At 71.7% G+C, this 20981-nt stretch carries 14 protein-coding genes; 12 read left to right on the plus strand and 2 right to left on the minus strand.

Translation table 11 applies throughout. The features are described 5' to 3' along the window. Window positions 1–82 precede the first annotated feature (82 nt). From mycP to ACFVUH_RS33270, 3 genes are all read left to right on the plus strand, one after another. A complete protein-coding gene (gene mycP / locus ACFVUH_RS33260; protein ID WP_387917202.1) occupies window positions 83–1303 on the plus strand; it encodes a type VII secretion-associated serine protease mycosin in 1221 nt (406 codons plus the stop codon). A gap of 137 nt (window positions 1304–1440) precedes the next feature. Continuing rightward, a complete protein-coding gene (locus ACFVUH_RS33265) occupies window positions 1441–1983 on the plus strand; it encodes a SigE family RNA polymerase sigma factor (protein WP_380683041.1) in 543 nt (180 codons plus the stop codon). A gap of 78 nt (window positions 1984–2061) precedes the next feature. Next, the gene (locus ACFVUH_RS33270; RefSeq protein ID WP_387917203.1) at window positions 2062–3354 is read left to right on the plus strand and encodes a hypothetical protein; all 1293 of its coding nucleotides are present in this window, start codon (window positions 2062–2064) and stop codon (window positions 3352–3354) included. A 78-nt stretch (window positions 3355–3432) separates the two neighbouring features. Here the strand turns inward: ACFVUH_RS33270 and ACFVUH_RS33275 are convergent, their stop codons facing one another. Then, on the minus strand, window positions 3433–4848 hold the full coding sequence (locus ACFVUH_RS33275) for an APC family permease (RefSeq protein ID WP_355372091.1): 1416 nt from the start codon (window positions 4846–4848) through the stop codon (window positions 3433–3435). 472 nt (window positions 4849–5320) lie between these two features. Then, the gene (gene eccCa, locus ACFVUH_RS33280; protein WP_387917204.1) at window positions 5321–9268 is read right to left on the minus strand and encodes a type VII secretion protein EccCa; all 3948 of its coding nucleotides are present in this window, start codon (window positions 9266–9268) and stop codon (window positions 5321–5323) included. A gap of 383 nt (window positions 9269–9651) precedes the next feature. Between eccCa and eccD the strand changes: the two genes are divergently transcribed. The 9 genes from eccD to ACFVUH_RS33325 all read left to right on the plus strand — a co-directional run bounded on the left by eccD (window position 9652) and on the right by ACFVUH_RS33325 (window position 20687). After that, the gene (gene eccD / locus ACFVUH_RS33285; protein WP_387917205.1) at window positions 9652–11115 is read left to right on the plus strand and encodes a type VII secretion integral membrane protein EccD; all 1464 of its coding nucleotides are present in this window, start codon (window positions 9652–9654) and stop codon (window positions 11113–11115) included. 184 nt (window positions 11116–11299) lie between these two features. Beyond that, window positions 11300–11590 carry a 30S ribosomal protein S15 gene (gene rpsO, locus ACFVUH_RS33290; RefSeq protein WP_209416808.1) on the plus strand — a complete coding sequence of 97 codons (291 nt, stop codon included), beginning with the start codon at window positions 11300–11302 and terminating at the stop codon, window positions 11588–11590. A 451-nt stretch (window positions 11591–12041) separates the two neighbouring features. Beyond that, a complete protein-coding gene (locus ACFVUH_RS33295; protein ID WP_387917207.1) occupies window positions 12042–14249 on the plus strand; it encodes a polyribonucleotide nucleotidyltransferase in 2208 nt (735 codons plus the stop codon). 107 nt (window positions 14250–14356) lie between these two features. Then, window positions 14357–15709 (plus strand): M16 family metallopeptidase, encoded by a 1353-nt coding sequence (locus ACFVUH_RS33300; protein ID WP_387917209.1) that lies wholly within the window; start codon window positions 14357–14359, stop codon window positions 15707–15709. A 14-nt stretch (window positions 15710–15723) separates the two neighbouring features. Beyond that, the gene (gene dapB, locus ACFVUH_RS33305) at window positions 15724–16470 is read left to right on the plus strand and encodes a 4-hydroxy-tetrahydrodipicolinate reductase (RefSeq protein WP_355372080.1); all 747 of its coding nucleotides are present in this window, start codon (window positions 15724–15726) and stop codon (window positions 16468–16470) included. A 7-nt stretch (window positions 16471–16477) separates the two neighbouring features. Beyond that, window positions 16478–16978 (plus strand): hypothetical protein, encoded by a 501-nt coding sequence (locus tag ACFVUH_RS33310; protein WP_355372078.1) that lies wholly within the window; start codon window positions 16478–16480, stop codon window positions 16976–16978. After that, window positions 16975–17706 carry an FAD-dependent thymidylate synthase gene (gene thyX / locus ACFVUH_RS33315; RefSeq protein ID WP_355372075.1) on the plus strand — a complete coding sequence of 244 codons (732 nt, stop codon included), beginning with the start codon at window positions 16975–16977 and terminating at the stop codon, window positions 17704–17706. The genes ACFVUH_RS33310 and thyX overlap by 4 nt, the downstream gene beginning before the upstream one ends. A 225-nt stretch (window positions 17707–17931) precedes the next feature. Continuing rightward, a complete protein-coding gene (gene dapA / locus ACFVUH_RS33320; RefSeq protein WP_387917210.1) occupies window positions 17932–18831 on the plus strand; it encodes a 4-hydroxy-tetrahydrodipicolinate synthase in 900 nt (299 codons plus the stop codon). A gap of 170 nt (window positions 18832–19001) precedes the next feature. Further along, the gene (locus ACFVUH_RS33325; protein ID WP_355372070.1) at window positions 19002–20687 is read left to right on the plus strand and encodes a ribonuclease J; all 1686 of its coding nucleotides are present in this window, start codon (window positions 19002–19004) and stop codon (window positions 20685–20687) included. The last annotated feature ends 294 nt before the right edge of the window (window positions 20688–20981 follow it).

Raw genomic sequence — 20981 nt, forward strand, 5'->3', positions numbered from 1 at the left:
CCGAAGGGCGGGTGCCCCCTCGCGGGTGCCCGCCTTTGGCACGCGGGCGTGCAACCAGGTCGACGACAAGAGGGGTGGCAGGGTGCCGGTGGTCAGGTACCGGACGGCGGCCGCGGCGGCGGCCGTCCTCGCACTGCTGGGCGGCCCGCTGACGGTGTCGGCGGCAGCGGACGGACCGGGCATCTCGGCCGCGGGGGAGTGCGGCAAGAACGCCCAGAACGTGCAGGCCGTGCCGTGGTCGCTGCAGCGGATGGTGCTGGACGAGCTCTGGCAGGGCGGTGCGGTCACCGGCGCCGGGGTGCTGGTCGCGGTCATCGACACCGGGGTGGACGACCAGAACCCGCAGCTCGCCGACAAGGTGGTCGACGGCGGCTCGCTGCTCAAGGACAAGGAGGGCAAGCGGGTCGAGGGCGGCGGCAAGGACGACCTGGTCGGCCACGGCACCAAGGTGGCCGGCATCATCGCGGCCGCCCGCAGCGAGCAGACCGGGTTCGTCGGCATCGCCCCGGGCGCGGCCATCCTGTCGATCCGGCAGAACGACGCCGAGGGCAACGGGGACGTGCACTCGCTGGTCGAGGCCATCAACTCGGCCGTCCAGCAGGGCGCCAGGGTCATCAACATCTCGCAGGACGTGCGGGGCGCGGGGGACACCCGGTTCGTGGGCTACGACGAGCTGAAGGCCGCGATCGACAACGCGGAGAACCGCGGCGTGGTGGTGGTCGCCTCCTCCGGCAACGACGGCAAGAAGGGCGACACCTACCCGGCGGCGTTCCGTACGGTGCTCGCCGTCGGCGCCTCCGACCGCAACAACGAGCGCACCTACTTCTCCCAGTACGGCGACTTCGTGGACGTCGCGGCCCCCGGGGTCGACATGCTCTCCACCGTCCCGCGCGGCGGGCAGTGCGTGGACAACGGCACCAGCTTCGCCGCGCCCTACGTGGCCGGGCTGGCGGCGCTGCTGGTCGGCGCGCACAAGGACTGGCGGCCCAGCCAGGTGCGGGCCTGGATCGAGCAGACCGCGCAGCGCACCGACCACAAGGCGAACGAGTACATCGGCTGGGGCGTGGTCGACCCGGTGAAGGCGGTGACCACGGCGCCCGCCGCACCGGCCGAGCACCCGGTGGAGGACCCGCCGGTCCAGCTGGCCTCGGCCCCGATCGTGCCGCGCCCGCTCGGCCTCGGCGAGACCCAGGCCGACCGCGACGGGCGCACCGCCACCTACGTCCTGGGCATCGGCGCCCTGCTGGTCGCGCTGCTGATCGGCGGCGGCGTGGTGCTGCGCGACCACCGCCGGCGGAGCTAGGCCTCGGCCTGGCCGGGCGCCCGGCCGGGCACCTCCCGGCCGGGCGTCGGGAAAAACTTCGTGCCCGGTTGTAACATCCCGCCCGACCCACCGCATCGAACAAGTGTCGACAGCGGTGAACAGGGAGGACGTGGGGGATGGGGCGGGCCGGGGCCGGACGCAGGTCGAAGGACGCGGAGTTCCTGGAACTCGTCTCGGGGCACACCGGACGGCTGTACCGCTCCGCCTGTCTGCTGACCGGAGGGGACACCCACCAGGCCGAGGACCTCGTCCAGGAGGCCCTCAGCCGGATGTACGTGCTGTGGCGCCGCAGGGCCTGGACCGGCGGGCGCCACCGGATCGACAACCCCGGCGCCTACGCGCACACCGTGATGGTGCGCGTGTTCCTCGCCCAGAAGCGCCGTCGTTCCAGCGACGAGCGCCCCACCGACCAGCTGCCCGAGTCCGCGGGCCGGGAGGCGGACGGGGCGCTGCGCCTCACCCTGCTCGACGCGCTCGGCCGGCTGTCCGCGAAGGACCGGGCCGTGCTGGTGCTGCGCTACTGGGAGGACCGCAGCGTCGAGGAGACCGCGGAGGTGCTGAGGCTGTCCTCCGGCGCGGTCCGCACCCGGACCTCCCGGGCGCTGGCGCGCCTGCGCGGGCAGCTCGGGGACTCGCTGGCCGAACTCGCCGCCCGCTGACGGTACGAACCGACCACCTCCTGCGGGGGTCCGCCACCGGCCCCTGCTCCGTGACCGAAGGAAGAGCGGTGATCACGCATGTCCGCACCCGACAGCTTCGAGGATGATCTGCTCCACGCCATGACCCGCACCGGCGAGGGCTTCTCCCCGCAGGGCCCGGCCGGACTGGCGGGCGGCGGGCTGGAGCGCGGCCGTCGCCGCTGGCGACGCCGGTCGGCCGCCGCCGTGGTGGGCGGCGCGGCGGCGCTGGCCCTGGTGGGCACCGGGGCCTTCTACCTCACCGACGGTTCGCCCTCCGCCGTCCGGCTGACCCCGGCGGGCACCGGGCCCACCCCGGCCGCCGGCTCCGGCGCGGGCTCCGCCTCGCTGACGCCCGGATCCTCGCCGACCGCCTCCGCCACCCCCTCCGCCGGCCCGGCGGTCAGCGGGGAGGAGGTGCTCGCCATGTTCCGTGCACTGCTGCCCCAGGGGCAGATCAGCAACGCCGAGGGGGTCGGCGCCGACCGCAACGGCCAGCCGAACACCGGGATGTCCGGCGCGAGTCTGGTCTTCGACGAGGGCAAGGGCAAGTCCTGGATGACGATCTCGTTCTCCAAGGTCGCCCAGGACGACCCGAGCCGGACGGACAACGACTGCCCCGACAAAAAGATCGTCGCCTTCGACGCCTGCACCGCGACCGCGCTGCCGGACGGCGGTCGGCTGACCGTGTTCCAGGGCTACGAGTACCCGGACCGCCGGGTCGACACCAAGTGGTGGAACGCCAAGCTGACCGGCAAGGACGGCCGGCGGATCGAGCTGAGCGAGTGGAACTCCCCGGCGGAGAAGGGCAAGCCGGTCTCCCGGGCCACCCCGCCGCTGACGCCTGAGCAGCTCAGGGCGATCGTCACCGACAAGTCCTGGGACCGGGTGATCGCCGCCCTGCCTGAGCCGGTGTCGGAGTCGCCCAACCACCGCAGCGAGCCCTACACCAAGGAGGAGATCCTCGCGACCGCCGCGAAACTGCTCCCGACGGGTCTCAAGCAGACCGAGACCGGCGGCAGCGAGGGCTACGCCAACTTCGTGGTGAACGACGGCAAGGGCAAGTCCATGGTGGAGCTCAACGTGGACGACTGGAGCAACCCCATGAACACCGAGCCGTTCGGCGGTACGGAGACGATGCCCGACGGGACCCAGGTGAAGGTCCGCAAGGTGCCGGGCAACCCGGCGCGGTGGACGGTCGACGCCCTGCACCCGGACGGCCTGCGGGTGGCGGTCGGCGCCTACAACAGCGGCGGCCCGAACGCCGCCGGTTCCCGGACCGCCCCGGCGCTGACCGTCGAGCAGATGAAGGCGATCGCGACCAGCCCGGAGTGGAAGCTCAAGAAGAAGTAGCACCCGGACGCGGCAGTGCCCCGGGCCAGGGGAGCCCGGGGCACTGCCATGTGGGGGAGGGGTGGGGTATCGGGGGGATCAGGCCTGCTGGTCCTCGGGGAGGCTGATCACCCAGTGGGTGTCCTGCCGGGGGCGCAGGTAGAACAGCCAGTAGAGGGTGGCGACGGCGGTGATGCCGCCGGTCCACAGCAGCGGCACCGCGTCCAGCTGGGTGATGACGTAGCCCAGGACCACGATCAGCAGCACCGGGACGGCCGGCCACAGCGGCATCCGCCAGGCGGCGGCGTGCTTGTGGTGCTTGCGGCGGGAGAGCAGCGCGGCGACCGCGACGAGCAGGTACATCCCGGTGACGGCGACGCCGGTGATCTCGCTGAGCAGCTCGCCCTTGACGTAGCAGAGCGCGGCGCCCGGCAGGCCGACGGCCAGGGTGGCGATCCACGGGGAGCCGAACCGGCCCAGGGTGCCGAAGGCCTTGTTGACCGGGCCGGGCCAGGCCTTGTCGCGGGCCGAGGCGAACAGCACCCGGGAGTTCTGGATGACCATGACGATGCCGGCGTTGATGATGGCCAGCGCGACGCAGAGGCTGATGAAGGTGCCGACCGCGGAGTTGCTCCAGGCGGTGACCATGCCGGAGATGTCGCCGGAGCTGAGCGTCGCCAGGTCGGGGGCGCCCATGGTGATGGCGGCGACCGGGACGAGCAGGATCGCGGCGGAGATGCCCAGCGTCCACAGCACGGTGCGGGAGACGTTGCGGCGCGGGTTCTCCAGCTCCTCGGAGAGGTAGACGGCGGTGGAGAAGCCCTGGGTGATGAAGAGCGCGATGCCGAGGGCGCCGATGATCGCGCCGATGCTCACCGTGGTGGTGACGCCGTTCTCGCCGGTGACCACGCCGTGCAGCATGCTGGGCGCGTCGCCGTTGGCGTGGGCGAAGCCGAGCACCGACACCACGCCGGCCGCGATGACCTCCAGGACCAGGAAGATGCCGGTGATCCAGGCGTTGGCGCGCAGGTCCAGCAGGCCGGCCAGGGTGGCGGCGAGCATCACCGCGGCGCCGGCCAGCGGCTTGTCGACGTGCAGCACCGGGGCGAGGTAGTCGGCGGTGCCGAGGGCGATGACCGAGGGGACGATCATCACCACGATCAGCGAGAGCACGAAGACCAGCCAGCCGGCCAGCCGCCCGGCCAGGGTGCCGACCATCGCGTACTCGCCGCCGGCGCTGGGGATCAGGGTGCCGAGCTCGGAGTAGCAGAAGGCGACCGCGATGCAGAGCACCGAGCCGATCGCGATGGCCAGCGCGGTGGCGCTGCCGATGCTGGAGAACAGCTCCGGGACGATCACGAAGAGCGTGGAGGCCGGGGTGACGCAGGACAGCGTGAGCAGCGTGCCGCCGACGACACCGATCGAGCGCTTGAGCTGCTGCGGCGGGGCGTCGGGCGCGCCTGCGGTCGCCGCGGCGGGGGCCGCGGGGGCGGGCGGGCGAAGCGTGTCGGTCATGAGGCATCCGATCGGCTCTGTGCTGGTCCTGGTGAGGGAGCGGTATCGCCTCCGCTGGCTGACTGGCTCGGTTTCTGGTCCTGTCGCTCCCTGGGCCGCCATGGAACCTTGGCCGTATTGATCGAGTCAATGGCGAAATCGCTTCGGAATCCGTTGTCAAGGAGTGCATAAACATGCGATCTGATGATCACTAAGCGTCATCACTATGCATGTCCGACTTGTTACTTTCGCTACATCGCACTTGAATCCAAGGTGAACGCCGTGTTGCATACGCCCATTCAAAGGCACTGCCCGGATGTGGAGGCAGGTCGTCCGGAAGCCCCTGCGGCGCCCGCCGAGCCGCGGGCCGGGTACGGGAACCGCAGCTCTCCGGCGGAAAGATCTAGGTAACGTTTCGACACCCGGGACGGCGGAAGGGGCCGGATCCGAGGACCCGACCCCTTCGAACACGCTCCGTGACCGGAACCGGCGGCTACGGCGCCGGCAGCCAGCCCGTCTGCACCATCTGCCCGCCGGTCATCCGGCGCGAGACGTACACGCCCCGGCCCGGCGGCAGCGCCTGCGGCTTGACGGTGCCCAGCAGCGGGCCCTCGTCCCGGTTGCCGGACAGCATCACACCCTGCCCGCCCAGCTCGCGCATCCGCTGCATGAACGGCTCGTACAGCGAACGCCCGGCACCGCCCGCGCTGCGCGCCACGATCACCCGCAGGCCGATGTCCCGCGCGAACGGCAGGAACTCCGCGAGCGCCGCCAGCGGATTGCCCGAGGAGGTCGCCACCAGCTCGTAGTCGTCGACGACCACGAACATGTCCTTGCCGCTGTACCAGCTGCGGTTGCGCAGCTGCTCGGCGGTGACGTCCGGACCGGGCAGCCGGCGCGCGCAGGCCCCGCGCAGCATCTCCACCACGCTCGACATGGCCGGCTGCGCGGCCGCGTACTCCACCAGGTACTCCGGCGGGACGGCGCCCAGCAGCGCGCGCCGGTAGTCGCCGACCACGATGCCGGCCCGGTCCGGGGTGTACCGCTCGGTGATCTGCTTGACCAGCATCCGCAGCAGCGCGGACTTCCCGGACTCGGTGTCGCCGAACACGATGAACAGCGGGTCGGTCTCGAAGTTGACGAAGGCCGGCGCCAGCTCCGCCTCGTCCACGCCGAACGCGACGCCCCGCTCCGGGTGCTCGAAGCCCTTCGGCAGCGAGTGCCCGTCCAGTACCGCCGGCAGCATCCGCACCTGCGGCGCGCGCGGGCCCGTCCAGGCCCCGGTGACCGCCGAGACCAGCCCGGCCACGCCGTTCGGCAGGTCCTCCACCGAGCCGGAGCCGTCCAGCCGCGGCAGACCGGTGAGGAAGTGCAGCCGGTCCGCGGTGACGCCGCGCCCCGGCACGGCCGGCACGTTCTGCGCCACCCGGCGGTCCACCTCGGACTCCATGGAGTCGCCGAGCTTCAGCTCGGTCCGGTTCTGCAGCAGGTCCTTGAGCGCCGGGCGGACCTCCGCGTACCGGGCCGCGGTGACGATCAGGTGGACGCCGTAGCCCAGACCGCGCTGGGCGATGTCGCCGATCACCGGCTCCAGCGGCTCGAACTCCTGCTTGAAGGTGTTCCAGCCGTCGATCACCAGGAAGACGTCGCCGAACTGCTCCTCCGGCAGCGCGCCGGAGGCCCGGCGGGACCGGTAGGTGCCGATCGAGTCGATCCCGGTGGCCCGGAAGAGCTCCTCGCGCCGGTTCAGCACGCCGTGCACCTCGGAGACCATCCGGCGCACCTTCTCGGCATCCAGCCGCCCGGCCACCCCGCCGACCTGCGGCAGCTCCTGGAGCGACTGGAAGCCGCCGCCGCCGAAGTCCAGCAGGTAGAACTGCACCTCCAGCGGGGTGTGGGTGAGCGCGAACGAGGCCACCGTGGTGCGGATCACCGTCGACTTGCCGGACCGCGGACCACCGACCACCAGACCGTGGCCGGCCGCCCCCGAGTAGTCGTGGTCGAGGATGTCGCGCCGCTGGTCGCGCGGCTTGTCGACGATGCCGACCGGTACCCGCAGTCGGCCCAGCGCCCCGTACTGCGGCGCGGTCAGCCCGCGCTCGGGGGTCGCCTGCAGCGGCGGCAGCAGCTGGTCCACGCTCGGCGGGGCGTCCAGCGGCGGCAGCCACACCTGGTGCGCCGCCGGGCCCTGGCCCGCCATCCGCTGCACGAAGACGTCCAGCACGGTGTCCATCAGGGCGTCGTCCGGCTCCTCGACGAGCGGCTCGACCTCCTGCACCAGCGGTTCGGTCACCGGCACCTCGGCCGCGGTGAACCGCACCGGCCGCGCGCTCACCAGCCGGCCGCCGGTCGACCGCTGCTGGCCCGGCGCCCGGTACGGCCCGGAGACGTACGCGGCCTTGAACCGCTCCATCACATCGGTGCCGAACTTCAGGTAGCCGACGCCCGGCACCGGCGGCAGGTGGTACGCGTCCGGGACGCCGATCGCCGCCCGCGACTCGGCCGCCGAGAAGGTGCGCAGGCCGATCCGGTAGGAGAGATAGGTGTCCAGGCCGCGCAGCTTGCCCTCCTCCAGGCGCTGCGAGGCCAGCAGCAGGTGCACCCCGAGGGACCGGCCGATCCGGCCGATCTGGATGAACATGTCGATGAAGTCGGGCTTGGCGGTGAGGAGTTCGGAGAACTCGTCGATGATCAGCACCAGCGACGGCAGCGGGTCCAGCGCCGCACCGGCCGCCCGGGCCCGCTCGTACTCGTGGATGTTGGCGTAGTTGCCGGCCCGGTGCAGCAGCTCCTGGCGCCGGTTGAGCTCGCCCTCGATGGCGTCCCGCATGCGGTCCACCAGGGTCAGCTGGCCCTCCAGGTTGGTGATCACCGCGGAGGTGTGCGGCATGTCCGCCATGCCCGCGAAGGTCGCGCCGCCCTTGAAGTCGGCGAGCACGAAGTTCAGCGTCTCCGAGGAGTGCGTCATCGCCAGCCCCAGTACCAGGGTGCGCAGCAGCTCGGACTTGCCGGAGCCGGTCGCGCCGACGCACAGGCCGTGCGGGCCCATGCCCTCCAGCGCGGCCTCCTTGATGTCCAGGTACACGTGCTCGCCGCCGGCCCCGACGCCGATCGGCACCCGCAGCCGCTCGTGCTGCGCCCGCTGCCGCCAGCTGCGGGCGACGTCGAAGGAGCCCGGGTCGCCGGAGTTCATCAGGTCGGTGAAGTCCAGGTTGGACAGCAGCGGTTCGTCGTCGCCGCCGGCCGAGGCCCGGTACGGCGCCAGCTGGCGGGCCAGCGCCTCGGACTGCCAGGCGGTGAGGGTGTCCGGGGCGCCGGAGTAGGTGGCGCCGGAGGCCGAGCGCAGCACCAGCTCGTCCGGCGAGACGGTGATGACCAGGTGCCCGGTCGGCTCGTCGAGGTCGCCCGGGACCACCTCGACGATGGTCACCCCGTGCACGCCCTCGGCGCCCGCCAGCAGCGAGTCGTGCGGCACCGACGCGCCGTCCATCACGACCACGATGTGCGGCTGGTCGGGCGCCGGCGAGGCGTCCCGGACGAACCGCTGACGGCCGGCCAGTTCGTCCTGGAGCAGCAGCTCCAGCTCGCCGAGGCCGGTGGCGATCAGCCGGCGCGAACCGGCGCCGTCGCTCTCCTTGCGGTGCTGGTTGTGCGGGAGCCACTTGGTCCACTCCCACTCGTCCACCGCGCCGGGCGCGGCCGCCACCGTCACCAGCAGGTCGTCCGGCGAGTGCAGGGTGGTCAGCTGGGCGATCATCGCCCGGACGTTGCCGTAGACGGTGTCCGGGTCGCCGCAGACCGTGATGTGGTAGAAGGCGCGCAGCGAGATCGCCAACGGCAGGTCCTGCAGGGTGCCGTGGGCGTTCAGGAAGGTCTGCATCGCGGCGGCCGACAGCGGTTCCAGCTCGTCCATCGGCGCGGTCTGCGGCGCCACCAGCGGGGTGGACAGCTGCACCGGCCCGCGGCCGACCCGGATCTGCGCGAAGTCGGCGTCCGCGGCCCGCCGCTCCCACAGCCGTCGGCCGTCGGCGACGATCGACCAGAGCTGGTCCGGCTCGGGGTTCAGGAACAGCTGCGCGCCGCGCTGGCGCTCGGCGGTCCGGCGTACCTGGCGGCGCATCTGCTGCAGGTACTTGAGGTAGTCGCGCCGCTCGTCCGCGGTGGCCGAGGAGCCGCCCTTGCGGGCCCGGACGATCTGGGCGAGCGCCATGCCGACCGTCGAGACGATCATCAGGCCGCCCATGATCTTCATCGGGGCCTGGGCGCCCGGCGAGAAGAAGAACACCGCCGACCCGCCCATGCCGAGCATCGGCAGGATGCTCATCACCCAGTCCTCGCCGCCCGACCTGGGCAGTTCGGGCGGGGCGACCAGCTCCACCGGCTCGTCCGGCACCGCGGGCGGGTAGGCCCGGGGAGGCCGCTTGACGGTGATCACGCCCATGCGCGCTCCACCCCCCGACCACGAACGCTTCGCTCGATCACCACGGCATCAGCCCTCACGCCACTGGATACGTACGGGTGAGGACGCCCCGTGTGACGCCGCCCCCGCTCCGCCGACCGCAGGCACCCGGGGAGGCGCGCGCCGCCCCCGCCGCCTTGCGCAGGGGCCGATCCTACTGGGGCCCGGGCCCGCCCCGGCCGCCCGCCCTCCACGGGGCCGGACACGAACCGAGCGGGTAGGGTAACGCCGCGCCAACTCGTGGCCCCGCCGGGCCGGTTCCGCCCGGCCGGTGCCCGCGGGTCGGCCGGACCGACCAGCCGCCGGTGCCGCGGCACCGTCACCAAGGGGGAGCGCCCAGTGCGTCGAGCGAACGAGGTGCGGGCATGACGACGCCCGCCACCACCGGCTTCTGCCGGGTCACCGTCGTCGCGCCGGACAGCCGGATCGACGTCGCCCTGCCCGAGGACGTCCCGCTCGCGGACGTCTACCCCGAGGTGCTGCGGCTCTCCGGCCAGACCCAGCCCGACGGCGTCCCCACCGGGTTCCACCTGGTCCGCCGCGACGGCACGGTGCTCGACGGCAGCCGCTCGCTGGGCGCCCAGCAGGTGCGCGACGGAGACCTGCTCAGCCTGCGCCCGTTCGCCGAGTCGCTGCCGCCCGCGGTCTACGACGACGTCGCCGACGCGATCGCCACCGCCGGCGAGAGCGACCGCCGGTTCTGGAGCCCCGAGCTGATGCGCGCCTTCGGCCTCATCGGCACCGGCGTGCTGCTCACCCTGCTCGGCTTCGCCCTCTGGTTCGCCGACCTGCGCCACGACATGCACGGCCTGCCCGGTGTGCTCTCCGGCGTCGTCGCCGTCGTGCTCACCGCCTTCGCCGGCGTCCGCGCCCGGGTCTACCGGGACGCCTGGGCCGGCCTCGCGCTCGGCCTCGGCGCCCTGCCGCACGCCCTGATCGCCGGCAGCGGCGTCCTCGCGCCCACCGGCGGCCCGCTGGCCGGACCCGGCCGGCTGCAGTTCCTCACCGGCTGCGTCGCCGTGCTGGTGGTTGCCGTCCTGCTGGTCGGCCTGCTGCCCGAGCGGGACTCGCTGTTCGTCGCCGCCGCCTTCCTGGCCGCCGCCGGCGCGTTCGCCACCTTCGCCGCCGTCCTGCTGCCGGGCACCCCGGCCAACCACATCGCCGCCGTCACCGGCGTCGCCGCCGTCGCCGCGATCGGCTTCCTGCCCGGCCTGTCCGCCCGCTTCGCCCGGCTGCCCGTCGGCTACAGCGCCCCCGGCCAGACCCGCGCCCGCGGCCGCGACCACGACGAGGAGGCCGCCCGCGCCGAACTCGTCCAGTACGAGCGGATCGCCCACCAGGCCCGCCGCGGCCACGAGGTGCTGGTCGGCCTGGTCGGCGGCTGCGCCGCGGTGATCGTCGGCGCCTGTGCGGTGCTGGGCTTCACCGACGAGACGTTCCCCGAGCTGCTCGCCCTCCTCCTCGGCCTCGCCACCATGCTGCGCGCCCGGCTGTTCCGCTACAGCGCCCAGGTCTTCAGCCTCAGCATCGCCGGCCTGCTCGGACTGTCGCTGCTGATCGTCGGCCTCTCCCTGCACACCCCGCAGTTCGTGCTGCGGGCCGGCATCGGCTCCACCGGCGCCGACCTGCGCACCGTCTGGCTGACCGCCTCGATCGCCTTCGGTGCCGCGGTGCTCACCGCGATCGCCCTGGTGGTGCCCCGGCTCGGCGTCTCCCCGTTCTGGGGGCGCATCCTGGACCTGGTCGACAGCCTCACCCTGATGTCGCTGGTCCCGCTGGTGCTGGCGGTCCTCGACGTCTACCGGCTGGTCCGCGGCGCCACCGGCTGACCGCGCGCCGGGGCCGCCGGCCACCCGTGTCGGCGGCACTGGTACGCTTGGCCTCCGAGCGCAGCCGTGTGTCCGTCCCCGGGTGGGACGACGACCGGCGGCCGCGCCCGTCACGACACCGAGTTCTCCCAGAGTCCTGTGCCGTAGACCAGGACCGCTCGGTATCACCTCGTAAGGAGTTGCAGTGGCTCTCGCCTCTGACGTCAAGAAGCAGATCATCGCCGAGTTCGGCCAGAAGGAGGGCGACACCGGCTCCCCCGAGGTCCAGGTCGCCATGCTCTCCCGCCGCATCTCGGACCTGACCGAGCACCTCAAGTCCCACAAGCACGACCACCACTCGCGTCGTGGCCTGCTGATCCTGGTCGGCCAGCGCCGCCGCCTGCTGCAGTACCTGGCCAAGAAGGACATCGAGCGCTTCCGTACGCTCGTCGACCGCCTGGGCATCCGCCGCGGTGCCGCCGGCGGCGCCCGCTGAGAACGCCGCACGGGGCGGCTCCCCACACCGGGGAGCCGCCCCTCGCGCGTATGCCGCGGCCGTCCGACCGGGGCGCCCGAACACAACAACCGGGCATAACAACTCGCGCGCACCTCCCCAGGTGGCCGAGGATTGCACCGTAGGGTTGTGGGCATGCCGGGTGATGGCGCCGCAAGCGCGCCACTCGGGCAGCAGAACCCAACCCCCCGCGGGACGAAGGCTTCAAACGGAAGCCGCCCGCATCCGAGAGAGCGTCCAGACGCGAACCGCCCGTCCGGACCCGGCCGGCCGAGAGGCGCCGGTCCTCGGTAGTGGCCGCCGGAGGCCCCGCAGACCGAAGCGGGGTGCACCGGAGGCTTCGATCGAAGACCGGCCCGACCGTTCAGGGTCAACACGCAGGCGATGCGCGGGGACGCTCTCCCGGAGACGTACGAAAGAGGAGATCTTCCAGGTGGAAGAGAACGTGTTCTACGCCGAGGCCGTGATCGACAACGGCTCCTTCGGCACCCGCACCATCCGCTTCGAGACCGGCCGCCTGGCCCGTCAGGCCGCCGGCTCGGCCGTCGCCTACCTGGACGACGACACCATGGTGCTGTCGGCCACCAGCGCGTCCAAGCAGCCGAAGGAGCACTTCGACTTCTTCCCGCTGACCGTGGACGTCGAGGAGCGGATGTACGCCGCCGGTCGCATCCCCGGCTCGTTCTTCCGTCGCGAGGGCCGGCCCTCCGAGGACGCGATCCTCACCTGCCGCCTGATCGACCGCCCGCTGCGCCCGTCCTTCGTCAAGGGCCTGCGCAACGAGATCCAGGTCGTCGTCACCGTGATGGCGCTGAACCCGGACCACCTGTACGACGTGGTGGCCATCAACGCCGCCTCCGCCTCCACCCAGCTGGCGGGCCTGCCGTTCTCCGGCCCCATCGGTGGCGTGCGCGTCGCCCTGATCAACGGCCAGTGGGTCGCGTTCCCGACCCACAGCGAGCTGGAGTCGGCCGTCTTCGACATGGTCGTCGCCGGTCGCGTCCTGCCGGACGGCGACGTCGCGATCATGATGGTCGAGGCCGAGGCCACCGACAAGACCATCAAGCTGGTCGAGGGCGGCGCCGACGCGCCGACCGAGGAGGTCGTCGCGGCCGGCCTCGAGGCCGCCAAGCCGTTCATCAAGGTGCTGTGCGCCGCCCAGGCCCAGCTGGCCGCCCAGGCCGCCAAGCCGACCGGCGAGTTCCCGGTCTTCCTGGACTACCAGGACGACGTGCTGGTCGCGCTGACCGCCGCCGTCAAGGACGAGCTGGCCCAGGCCCTCACCATCGCGGGCAAGCAGGAGCGCAACAACGAGCTGGACCGCGTCAAGGCGCTGGCCGCCGAGAAGCTGCTGCCCGAGTTCGAGGGCCGCGAGAAGGAGATCAGCGCCGCCTACAACGCGCTGACCAAGAAGATCGTCCGCGAGCGCGTCATCAAGGACAAGGTCCGCATCGACGGCCGCGGCGTCACCGACATCCGCACCCTGGCCGCCGAGGTCGAGGCCATCCCGCGGGTGCACGGCTCGGCCCTGTTCGAGCGCGGCGAGACCCAGATCCTGGGTGTCACCACGCTGAACATGCTCCGCATGGAGCAGCAGCTGGACACGCTCTCCCCGGAGACCCGCCGCCGCTACATGCACAACTACAACTTCCCGCCGTACTCGGTCGGCGAGACCGGCCGCGTCGGTTCGCCGAAGCGCCGCGAGATCGGCCACGGCGCGCTGGCCGAGCGGGCCATCCTCCCGGTCCTGCCGACCCGCGAGGAGTTCCCGTACGCCATCCGCCAGGTCTCCGAGGCGCTGGGCTCCAACGGCTCCACCTCGATGGGCTCGGTCTGCGCCTCCACCATGTCGCTGCTGAACGCCGGTGTGCCGCTGAAGGCCGCCGTCGCCGGCATCGCGATGGGCCTGATCTCCCAGGAGATCGACGGTGAGACCCACTTCGTGACCCTCACCGACATCCTCGGTGCCGAGGACGCGTACGGCGACATGGACTTCAAGGTCGCCGGTACCCGCAACTTCATCACCGCCCTGCAGCTGGACACCAAGCTCAACGGCATCCCGGCGTCGGTGCTCGCCGCCGCGCTGAAGCAGGCCCGCGACGCCCGCCTGCACATCCTCGACGTGATGAACGAGGCCATCGACTCCCCGGACGAGATGTCCCCGAACGCGCCGCGCATCATCACCATCAAGATCCCGGTGGACAAGATCGGCGAGGTCATCGGCCCCAAGGGCAAGATGATCAACCAGATCCAGGAGGACACCGGCGCCGAGATCACGATCGAGGACGACGGCACCATCTACATCGGTGCCGCCGACGGCCCGGCCGCCGAGGCCGCCCGCACCACGATCAACCAGATCGCCAACCCGACCATGCCGGAGGTCGGCGAGCGCTACCTGGGCACCGTGGTCAAGACCACGACCTTCGGCGCCTTCGTCTCGCTCATGCCGGGCAAGGACGGTCTGCTGCACATCTCGCAGATCCGCAAGCTCGCCGGCGGCAAGCGCGTCGAGAACGTCGAGGACGTCCTCGGCGTCGGCGCCAAGGTGCAGGTCGAGATCGCCGAGATCGACCCGCGCGGCAAGCTCTCGCTGATCCCGGTCATCGAGGGCGAGGAGAACGCCGAGGCCGCTTCCGAGTGAAGCGCCGCTAGCTGAACCCCGCGGCCCGCACGCCCCCAGCGGCGTGCGGGCCGCACCCTGTTGTCCCCCCACGCTCCTCGACGGATGCTTTCTACGGAGGTACCCCCGTGGCCCAGGCCTCGGCGGCGAAGCAGCGCCCCGGCACGACCCGGACCCTGCTCAAGGGCGCCGACGGCGCCGGAACCGTGCGCCGCACCGTCCTCCCCGGCGGCCTGCGCGTCGTCACCGAGACCCTGCCGACGGTGCGCTCCGCGACCTTCGGCATCTGGGTCGGTGTCGGCTCGCGGGACGAGACGCCGCAGCTCAACGGCGCCACCCACTACCTGGAGCACCTGCTCTTCAAGGGCACCGAGCGGCGCAGCGCGCTGGACATCTCGGCCGCCCTGGACGCCGTCGGCGGCGAGATGAACGCCTTCACCGCGAAGGAGAACACCTGCTACTACGCGCGTGTGCTCGACACCGACCTGCCGCTGGCCATCGATGTGGTCTGCGACATGCTCACCGGCTCGCTGATCCGCCCCGAGGACGTCGAGGCGGAGCGCGGCGTCATCCTGGAGGAGATGGCGATGGCCGAGGACGACCCGGGTGACGTCGTCCACGACCTCTTCGCCAAGGTGATCTTCGGCAGCGGCCCGCTCGGCCGGCCGATCCTCGGCACCCAGGAGACGATCCGCTCGCTCACCCGCGAGCAGATCGCCAACTTCTTCCACCGCCGCTACAAGCCCGAGCACCTGGTCGTCGCCGCGGCCGGCAACCTGGACCACCGCAAGGTCGTCCGGCAGGTCGAGCAGGCCTTCGCGCCGCTGCTCGCCAAGTCCGAGGCCGTCCCCGCCGAGCCCCGCCGCGGCATCAAGGCGCTGCGCACCGCGGGCCGGGTCGAGGTGCTCAACCGGGCCACCGAGCAGGCCCACCTGGTGCTGGGCGTGCCCGGCGTGCCCCGGCACGACGAGCGCCGCTGGGCGATGGGCGTGCTCAACGCGGCCCTCGGCGGCGGCATGAGCTCGCGGCTGTTCCAGGAGGTCCGGGAGAAGCGCGGCCTGGCGTACTCGGTGTACTCCTACTCCTCCTCGTACGCGGACAGCGGCCTGTTCGGCATCTACGCCGGCTGCCAGCCCAAGCGGGTCGAGGAGGTGCTGCGGATCTGCCACGAGGAACTCGCCAAGGTGGTCGCCGAGGGCATCACCGAGGAGGAGCTGCAGCGCGCGATCGGCCAGATCTCCGGTTCCACCGTGCTCGGCATGGAGGACACCGGCTCGCTGATGAACCGCATCGGCAAGGCCGAGCTCAGCTACGGCCACCACCTGTCGGTCGACGACATGCTGGAGCGGATAGCGGCGGTGACCCTGGACGACGTGCACGAGGTCGCCCGTGATGTGCTGGGTGCCTACCGGCCGTCGCTGGCGCTGATCGGTCCGATCACCGACAAGCGGGCCGCGAAGCTCGCCGACCTGCTGGCCTGAAGGGACTTCCCACCATGACGCTGCGTGTCGCCGTGATCGGCGCCCGGGGCCGGATCGGCTCCGAGGCCGTCAAGGCCGTCGAGGCCGCCCCGGACCTGGAGCTGGTCGCCGCCCTGGGGCGCGAGTCGAAGCTCTCCGAGCTGACCGAGGCCGGGGTGCAGGCCGTCGTCGAGCTGACCCACCCCGACGCGGTGATGGGCAACCTCGACTACTGCCTGCACCACGGCATCCACGTGGTCACCGGCACCACCGGCTGGACCGACGAGCGGCTGGCCACCGTGCGCGGCTGGCTCGACGAGGCACCGGAGCTCGGCCTGCTGATCGCGCCGAACTTCTCCATCGGCGCGATCCTCGGCATGAGGTTCTCGCAGATCGCCGCCCGGTACTTCGAGTCGGTCGAGGTCGTCGAGCTGCACCACGACCGCAAGGCGGACGCCCCCAGCGGCACCGCCACCCGCACCGCCCAGCTGATCGCCGCCGCCCGCGCGGAGGCCGGCCGTCCGCCGCAGCAGGACCCGACCACGCACGCCCTGCCGGGCGCCCGCGGCGCCGACGTCGACGGGGTGCCGGTGCACTCGGTGCGGCTGCGCGGCCTGCTCGCCCACCAGCAGGTGATGTTCGGCGACACCGGTGAGACCCTCACCATCCGGCACGACTCGCTGCACCACAGCAGCTTCATGCCGGGCATCCTGCTGGGCGTGCGCAAGGTCGTGGAGACGCCCGGGCTCACCCTGGGCCTCGAGCACTTCCTGGACCTGTGAGCCCGGCATGACCTCCCGTACCGGTTTCTTCGTCCTCTCCGGCGTCCTGGCGCTGGTCGCGCTGATCTGCGTCGGCGAGGGCGTCCAGCTCATCGCCACCGGCAAGCCGCTCGGCATCGGCCTGGGCCTGTGCGCCTTCGTCATCCCGGTCATCGGCCTCTGGTTCCTGCGTCAGACGGTCCGCTTCGGCCGGGACAGCGAGCGGCTCGCCCGTGAGCTGGAGGCCGAGGGCGGCCTGCCGGTCGACGAGCTGAAGCGCACCGACGGCGGGAGGATCGACCGCGACTCGGCCGACGCCGTGTTCGCCCGGCGCAAGGCCGAGGCCGAGGCCGCCCCCGGCGACTGGCGGGTCTTCTTCCGCCTGGCGGTCGCCTACGCCGACGCCGGCGACGTGCCGCGCGCCCGCAAGACCATGCAGCACGCGATCCGGCTGCACCGCACCACCGGTGCCGACACCGCCGGCACCAACGGCACCACCATCAGCAAGCCTGCGAGGAGCAACGCGTGAGCGACGACACCACGGCCCCCCAGTTCCGCAGCGACGTCACCGCGGAGCTGGTCCGCAGCTCCGCCGCCGATTCGGACGTCATCTGGGCCGCCCGGGTCTCGACGGCGGGGGAGCAGTCCCTGGAGGCGCTCCAGGAGGACCCGGAGAAGTCCAAGGGCCTGATCAACTTCCTGATGCGGGACCGGCACGGCACGCCGTTCGAGCACAACTCGATGACCTTCTTCATCAGCGCGCCGATCTTCGTCTTCCGCGAGTTCCACCGCCACCGCAGCGGCTGGTCCTACAACGAGGAGTCCGGCCGCTACCGCGAGCTGCAGCCGGTCTTCTACGTGCCGGGCGAGGAGCGCAAGCTGGTCCAGCAGGGCCGCCCGGGCCGCTACGAGTTCGTCGAGGGCACCCCCGAGCAGCACAGCACCGTCACCTCCTCGATGGAGACCGCCTACCGTGAGGCGTACGGGCGCTACCAGGAGATGCTGGAGGCCGGCGTGGCCCGTGAGGTGGCCCGCGCCGTGCTGCCGGTCGGGCTCTACTCCTCGATGTACGCGACCTGCAACGCCCGCTCGCTGATGCACTTCCTGTCGTTGCGCACCAAGCGGGAGAACTCGGCCGTGCCGTCGTTCCCGCAGCGCGAGATCGAGATGGTCGCCGAGCGGATGGAGGAGCAGTGGGCCGCGCTCATGCCGCTCACCCATGCGGCCTTCGAGAAGCATGGCCGGGTCGCCCCCTGACCTGCGGCGACGGGCATCCGGGGAGAGTGTCTGGCATGTCTGGATTGCGGCATTTCTGACCGCTCCCTACGCTCGTGAACACGGATTCCGGTGCTGCTTGAACCCCCGAGCACGCAGCACCGGAATCCCATGTCCCCGCTGTTCGCCGCCGGTTCGCCGCCGTGGCCGTCCGAACCGTGGACCGGCCCGGGTGCCGACCCACCGCCTACGAGTAGTTTTGGACGCATGGCTCCGACCTCCACTCCCCAGACGCCCTTCGGGCGGGTCCTGACCGCGATGGTGACACCCTTCACCGCCGACGGCGGCCTCGACCTCGACGGCGCCCAGCGCCTCGCCGCGCACCTCGTCGACTCCGGCAACGACGGCCTCGTCGTCAACGGCACCACCGGGGAGTCCCCGACCACCAGCGACGCCGAGAAGGCCCAGCTCGTCCGCGCCGTGGTGGAGGCCGTCGGGGACCGGGCCCATGTGGTGGCCGGCGTCGGTACCAACGACACCCGCCACAGCGTCGAGCTGGCCCGTCAGGCCGAGGCGGCCGGCGCGCACGGCCTGCTGGTGGTCACGCCGTACTACAGCAAGCCCCCGCAGGAGGGCCTGTACCGGCACACCGTGGAGATCGCCGACGCCACCGGGCTCCCGGTCATGCTGTACGACATCCCCGGCCGCAGCGGCGTCGCGCTGAGCCACGAGACGCTGGTCAGGCTCGGCGAGCACCCGCGGATCGTCGCCAACAAGGACGCCAAGGGCGACCTCGGCGCCGCCTCCTGGGCCATCGCCCGTTCCGACCTCGCCTGGTACTCCGGCGACGACGTCCTCAACCTGCCGCTGCTGTCGGTCGGAGCCGTCGGCGTCGTCAGCGTGGTCGGTCATGTGGTCGCCGGGGAGCTGCGGTCCATGGTCGAGGCCTACCTGGCCGGCGATGTGGCCAAGGCCACGGCCGTCCACCAGCGCCTGCTGCCGGTGTTCACCGGTATCTTCCGCACCCAGGGCGTCATCCTCACCAAGGCCGCGCTGGACCTCCAGGGCCTGCCCGCCGGCCCGCTGCGGCTGCCCCTGGTCGGTGCGACTCCCGAGGAGATCGCCCAACTGAAGAAGGATCTCGCCGACGGCGGGGTAGACCTCTAACAGACACAGACGTGCGCGCCCCGGCTCGCCGGGCCCTCACGGGCCCGCCGCTGAACCGGACCGCAGGCGCGAGAGCACAGACCCGGTAGGAAAACGACACTGAGAACGCACGCCATATGTCTCGCGGGGGAGGACCCCGGACATATGGCGTGCGTCGTGAGGAGAGTCTTTTGAGTCACCCGCATCCCGAACTCGGCGCACCGCCGGCCCTCAAGGCGGGCGCCCTGCGCATCACCCCGCTCGGCGGTCTCGGCGAGATCGGCCGCAACATGACGGTCTTCGAGTACGGGGACCGCATTCTCATCGTCGACTGCGGCGTCCTCTTCCCCGAGGACGAGCAGCCCGGCGTCGATCTGATCCTCCCGGACTTCAGCTACATCCGGGACCGCCTCGACAAGGTCGACGGCATCGTCCTCACGCACGGCCACGAGGACCACATCGGCGCCGTGCCGTACCTGCTCCGGGAGAACCCGGACATCCCGCTGATCGGGTCCAAGCTCACCCTCGCGCTGATCGAGGCCAAGCTCGCCGAGCACCGCATCCGCCCGTACGTGCTGGAGGTCGCCGAGGGCGACCGCGAGCGGATCGGCCCCTTCGACTGCCAGTTCATCGCGGTCAACCACTCCATCCCGGACGCGCTGGCCGTCGCCGTGCGCACGCCCGCCGGCATGGTCGTCGCCACCGGTGACTTCAAGATGGACCAGCTGCCGCTCGACGGCCGCCTCACCGACCTGCCGACCTTCGCCAAGCTGGCGGAGGAGGGCATGGACCTGCTGCTGGTGGACTCCACCAACGCCGAGGTCCCCGGTTTCATCCCGCACGAGCGGGACATCTCGGCCGCGCTGCGAAACGTTTTCGCGAACGCCGACAAGCGCATCATCGTCGCCTCGTTCGCCAGCCACGTGCACCGCATCCAGCAGGTGCTGGACGCCGCGCACGAGTACAAGCGCAAGGTCGCCTTCGTCGGCCGCTCGATGGTGCGCAACATGGGCATCGCCCGCGACCTCGGGTACCTGAAGGTCCCCGGCAACATGGTCGTCGACGTCAAGCAGCTGGACGACCTGCCGGACAAGGAGGTCGTGCTGATCTGTACCGGCTCGCAGGGCGAGCCGATGGCCGCGCTGTCCCGGATGGCCAACCGCGACCACCAGATCCGCATCGTCGAGGGCGACACCGTCGTCCTGGCGTCCTCGCTCATCCCGGGCAACGAGAACGCCGTGTACCGGGTCATCAACGGCCTGACCCGCTGGGGCGCCAAGGTCGTGCACAAGGGCAACGCCAAGGTGCACGTCTCCGGCCACGCCTCGGCCGGCGAGCTGCTGTACTTCTTCAACATCTGCAAGCCGCGCAACCTCATGCCGGTGCACGGCGAGTGGCGTCACCTGCGGGCCGCTGCCGACCTCGGCATCGCCACCGGTGTCCCGCGCAACCGCGTGGTCATCGCGGAGGACGGCGTCTGCGTCGACCTGGAGGGCGGCGTCGCCCGCATCGCCGGCAAGGTACAGGCCGGCTACGTCTACGTCGACGGCTCCTCGGTCGGCGACATCACCGAGGCCTCGCTCAAGGACCGCAAGATCCTCGGCGAGGAGGGCTTCATCTCCTGCTTCGTGGTGGTCGACTCCGCCAACGGCAAGATCGTCGGCGGCCCGAGCATCCAGGCCCGCGGCTCCGGCATCGACGACGCCGCGTTCGTCCCGGTCGCGGCCCGGCTGCAGGAGGCGCTCGACCGCTCGGCGGGCGACGGTGTCCTGGAGATCCGCCAGGTCCAGCAGCTCGTCCGCCGGACCATCGGCAAGTGGGTGGCCGACAACTACCGCCGCCGCCCGATGATCCTCCCGGTCGTCGTCGAGGTCTGAGCCTCCCCGGCGTGATTTGACGTGGGGCAACCCGGTGCGTAATGTTCTCCGGGTTGCCCCACGGGACGGCCCCCAGTCGAAGTTCTCGAACGAAATTCGAGAACGGAGCGGGAAAACGGCCCGAGAAACTCTGATAGAGTTCGGGAGCGCCGAAAGGCCAAAGCAAATCGGATGAATGAAACTCCGGAAAACGGAGCGAAAAACATCTGATAAGCTGGAAACACGAAAGAACGAAGCGCCCGGAGGGCCCGCTGGAAGGCGGCTCGAAGGAAGCGTCCGTTCCTTGAGAACTCA

Source organism: Kitasatospora sp. NPDC058032 (assembly GCF_042885845.1).
Classification (GTDB): domain Bacteria; phylum Actinomycetota; class Actinomycetes; order Streptomycetales; family Streptomycetaceae; genus Kitasatospora.

Excerpts from the sequence above, each read along its gene's own strand:
- ACFVUH_RS33310 (WP_355372078.1), top strand. The coding sequence starts at position 16,478 with ATGACCTCCCGTACCGGTTTCTTCGTCCTCTCCGGCGTCCTGGCGCTG.
- eccCa (WP_387917204.1), bottom strand. The coding sequence starts at position 9,268 with ATGGGCGTGATCACCGTCAAGCGGCCTCCCCGGGCCTACCCGCCCGCG.
- ACFVUH_RS33265 (WP_380683041.1), top strand. The coding sequence starts at position 1,441 with ATGGGGCGGGCCGGGGCCGGACGCAGGTCGAAGGACGCGGAGTTCCTG.
- ACFVUH_RS33275 (WP_355372091.1), bottom strand. The coding sequence starts at position 4,848 with ATGACCGACACGCTTCGCCCGCCCGCCCCCGCGGCCCCCGCCGCGGCG.
- eccD (WP_387917205.1), top strand. The coding sequence starts at position 9,652 with ATGACGACGCCCGCCACCACCGGCTTCTGCCGGGTCACCGTCGTCGCG.
- dapA (WP_387917210.1), top strand. The coding sequence starts at position 17,932 with ATGGCTCCGACCTCCACTCCCCAGACGCCCTTCGGGCGGGTCCTGACC.
- dapB (WP_355372080.1), top strand. The coding sequence starts at position 15,724 with ATGACGCTGCGTGTCGCCGTGATCGGCGCCCGGGGCCGGATCGGCTCC.
- ACFVUH_RS33270 (WP_387917203.1), top strand. The coding sequence starts at position 2,062 with ATGTCCGCACCCGACAGCTTCGAGGATGATCTGCTCCACGCCATGACC.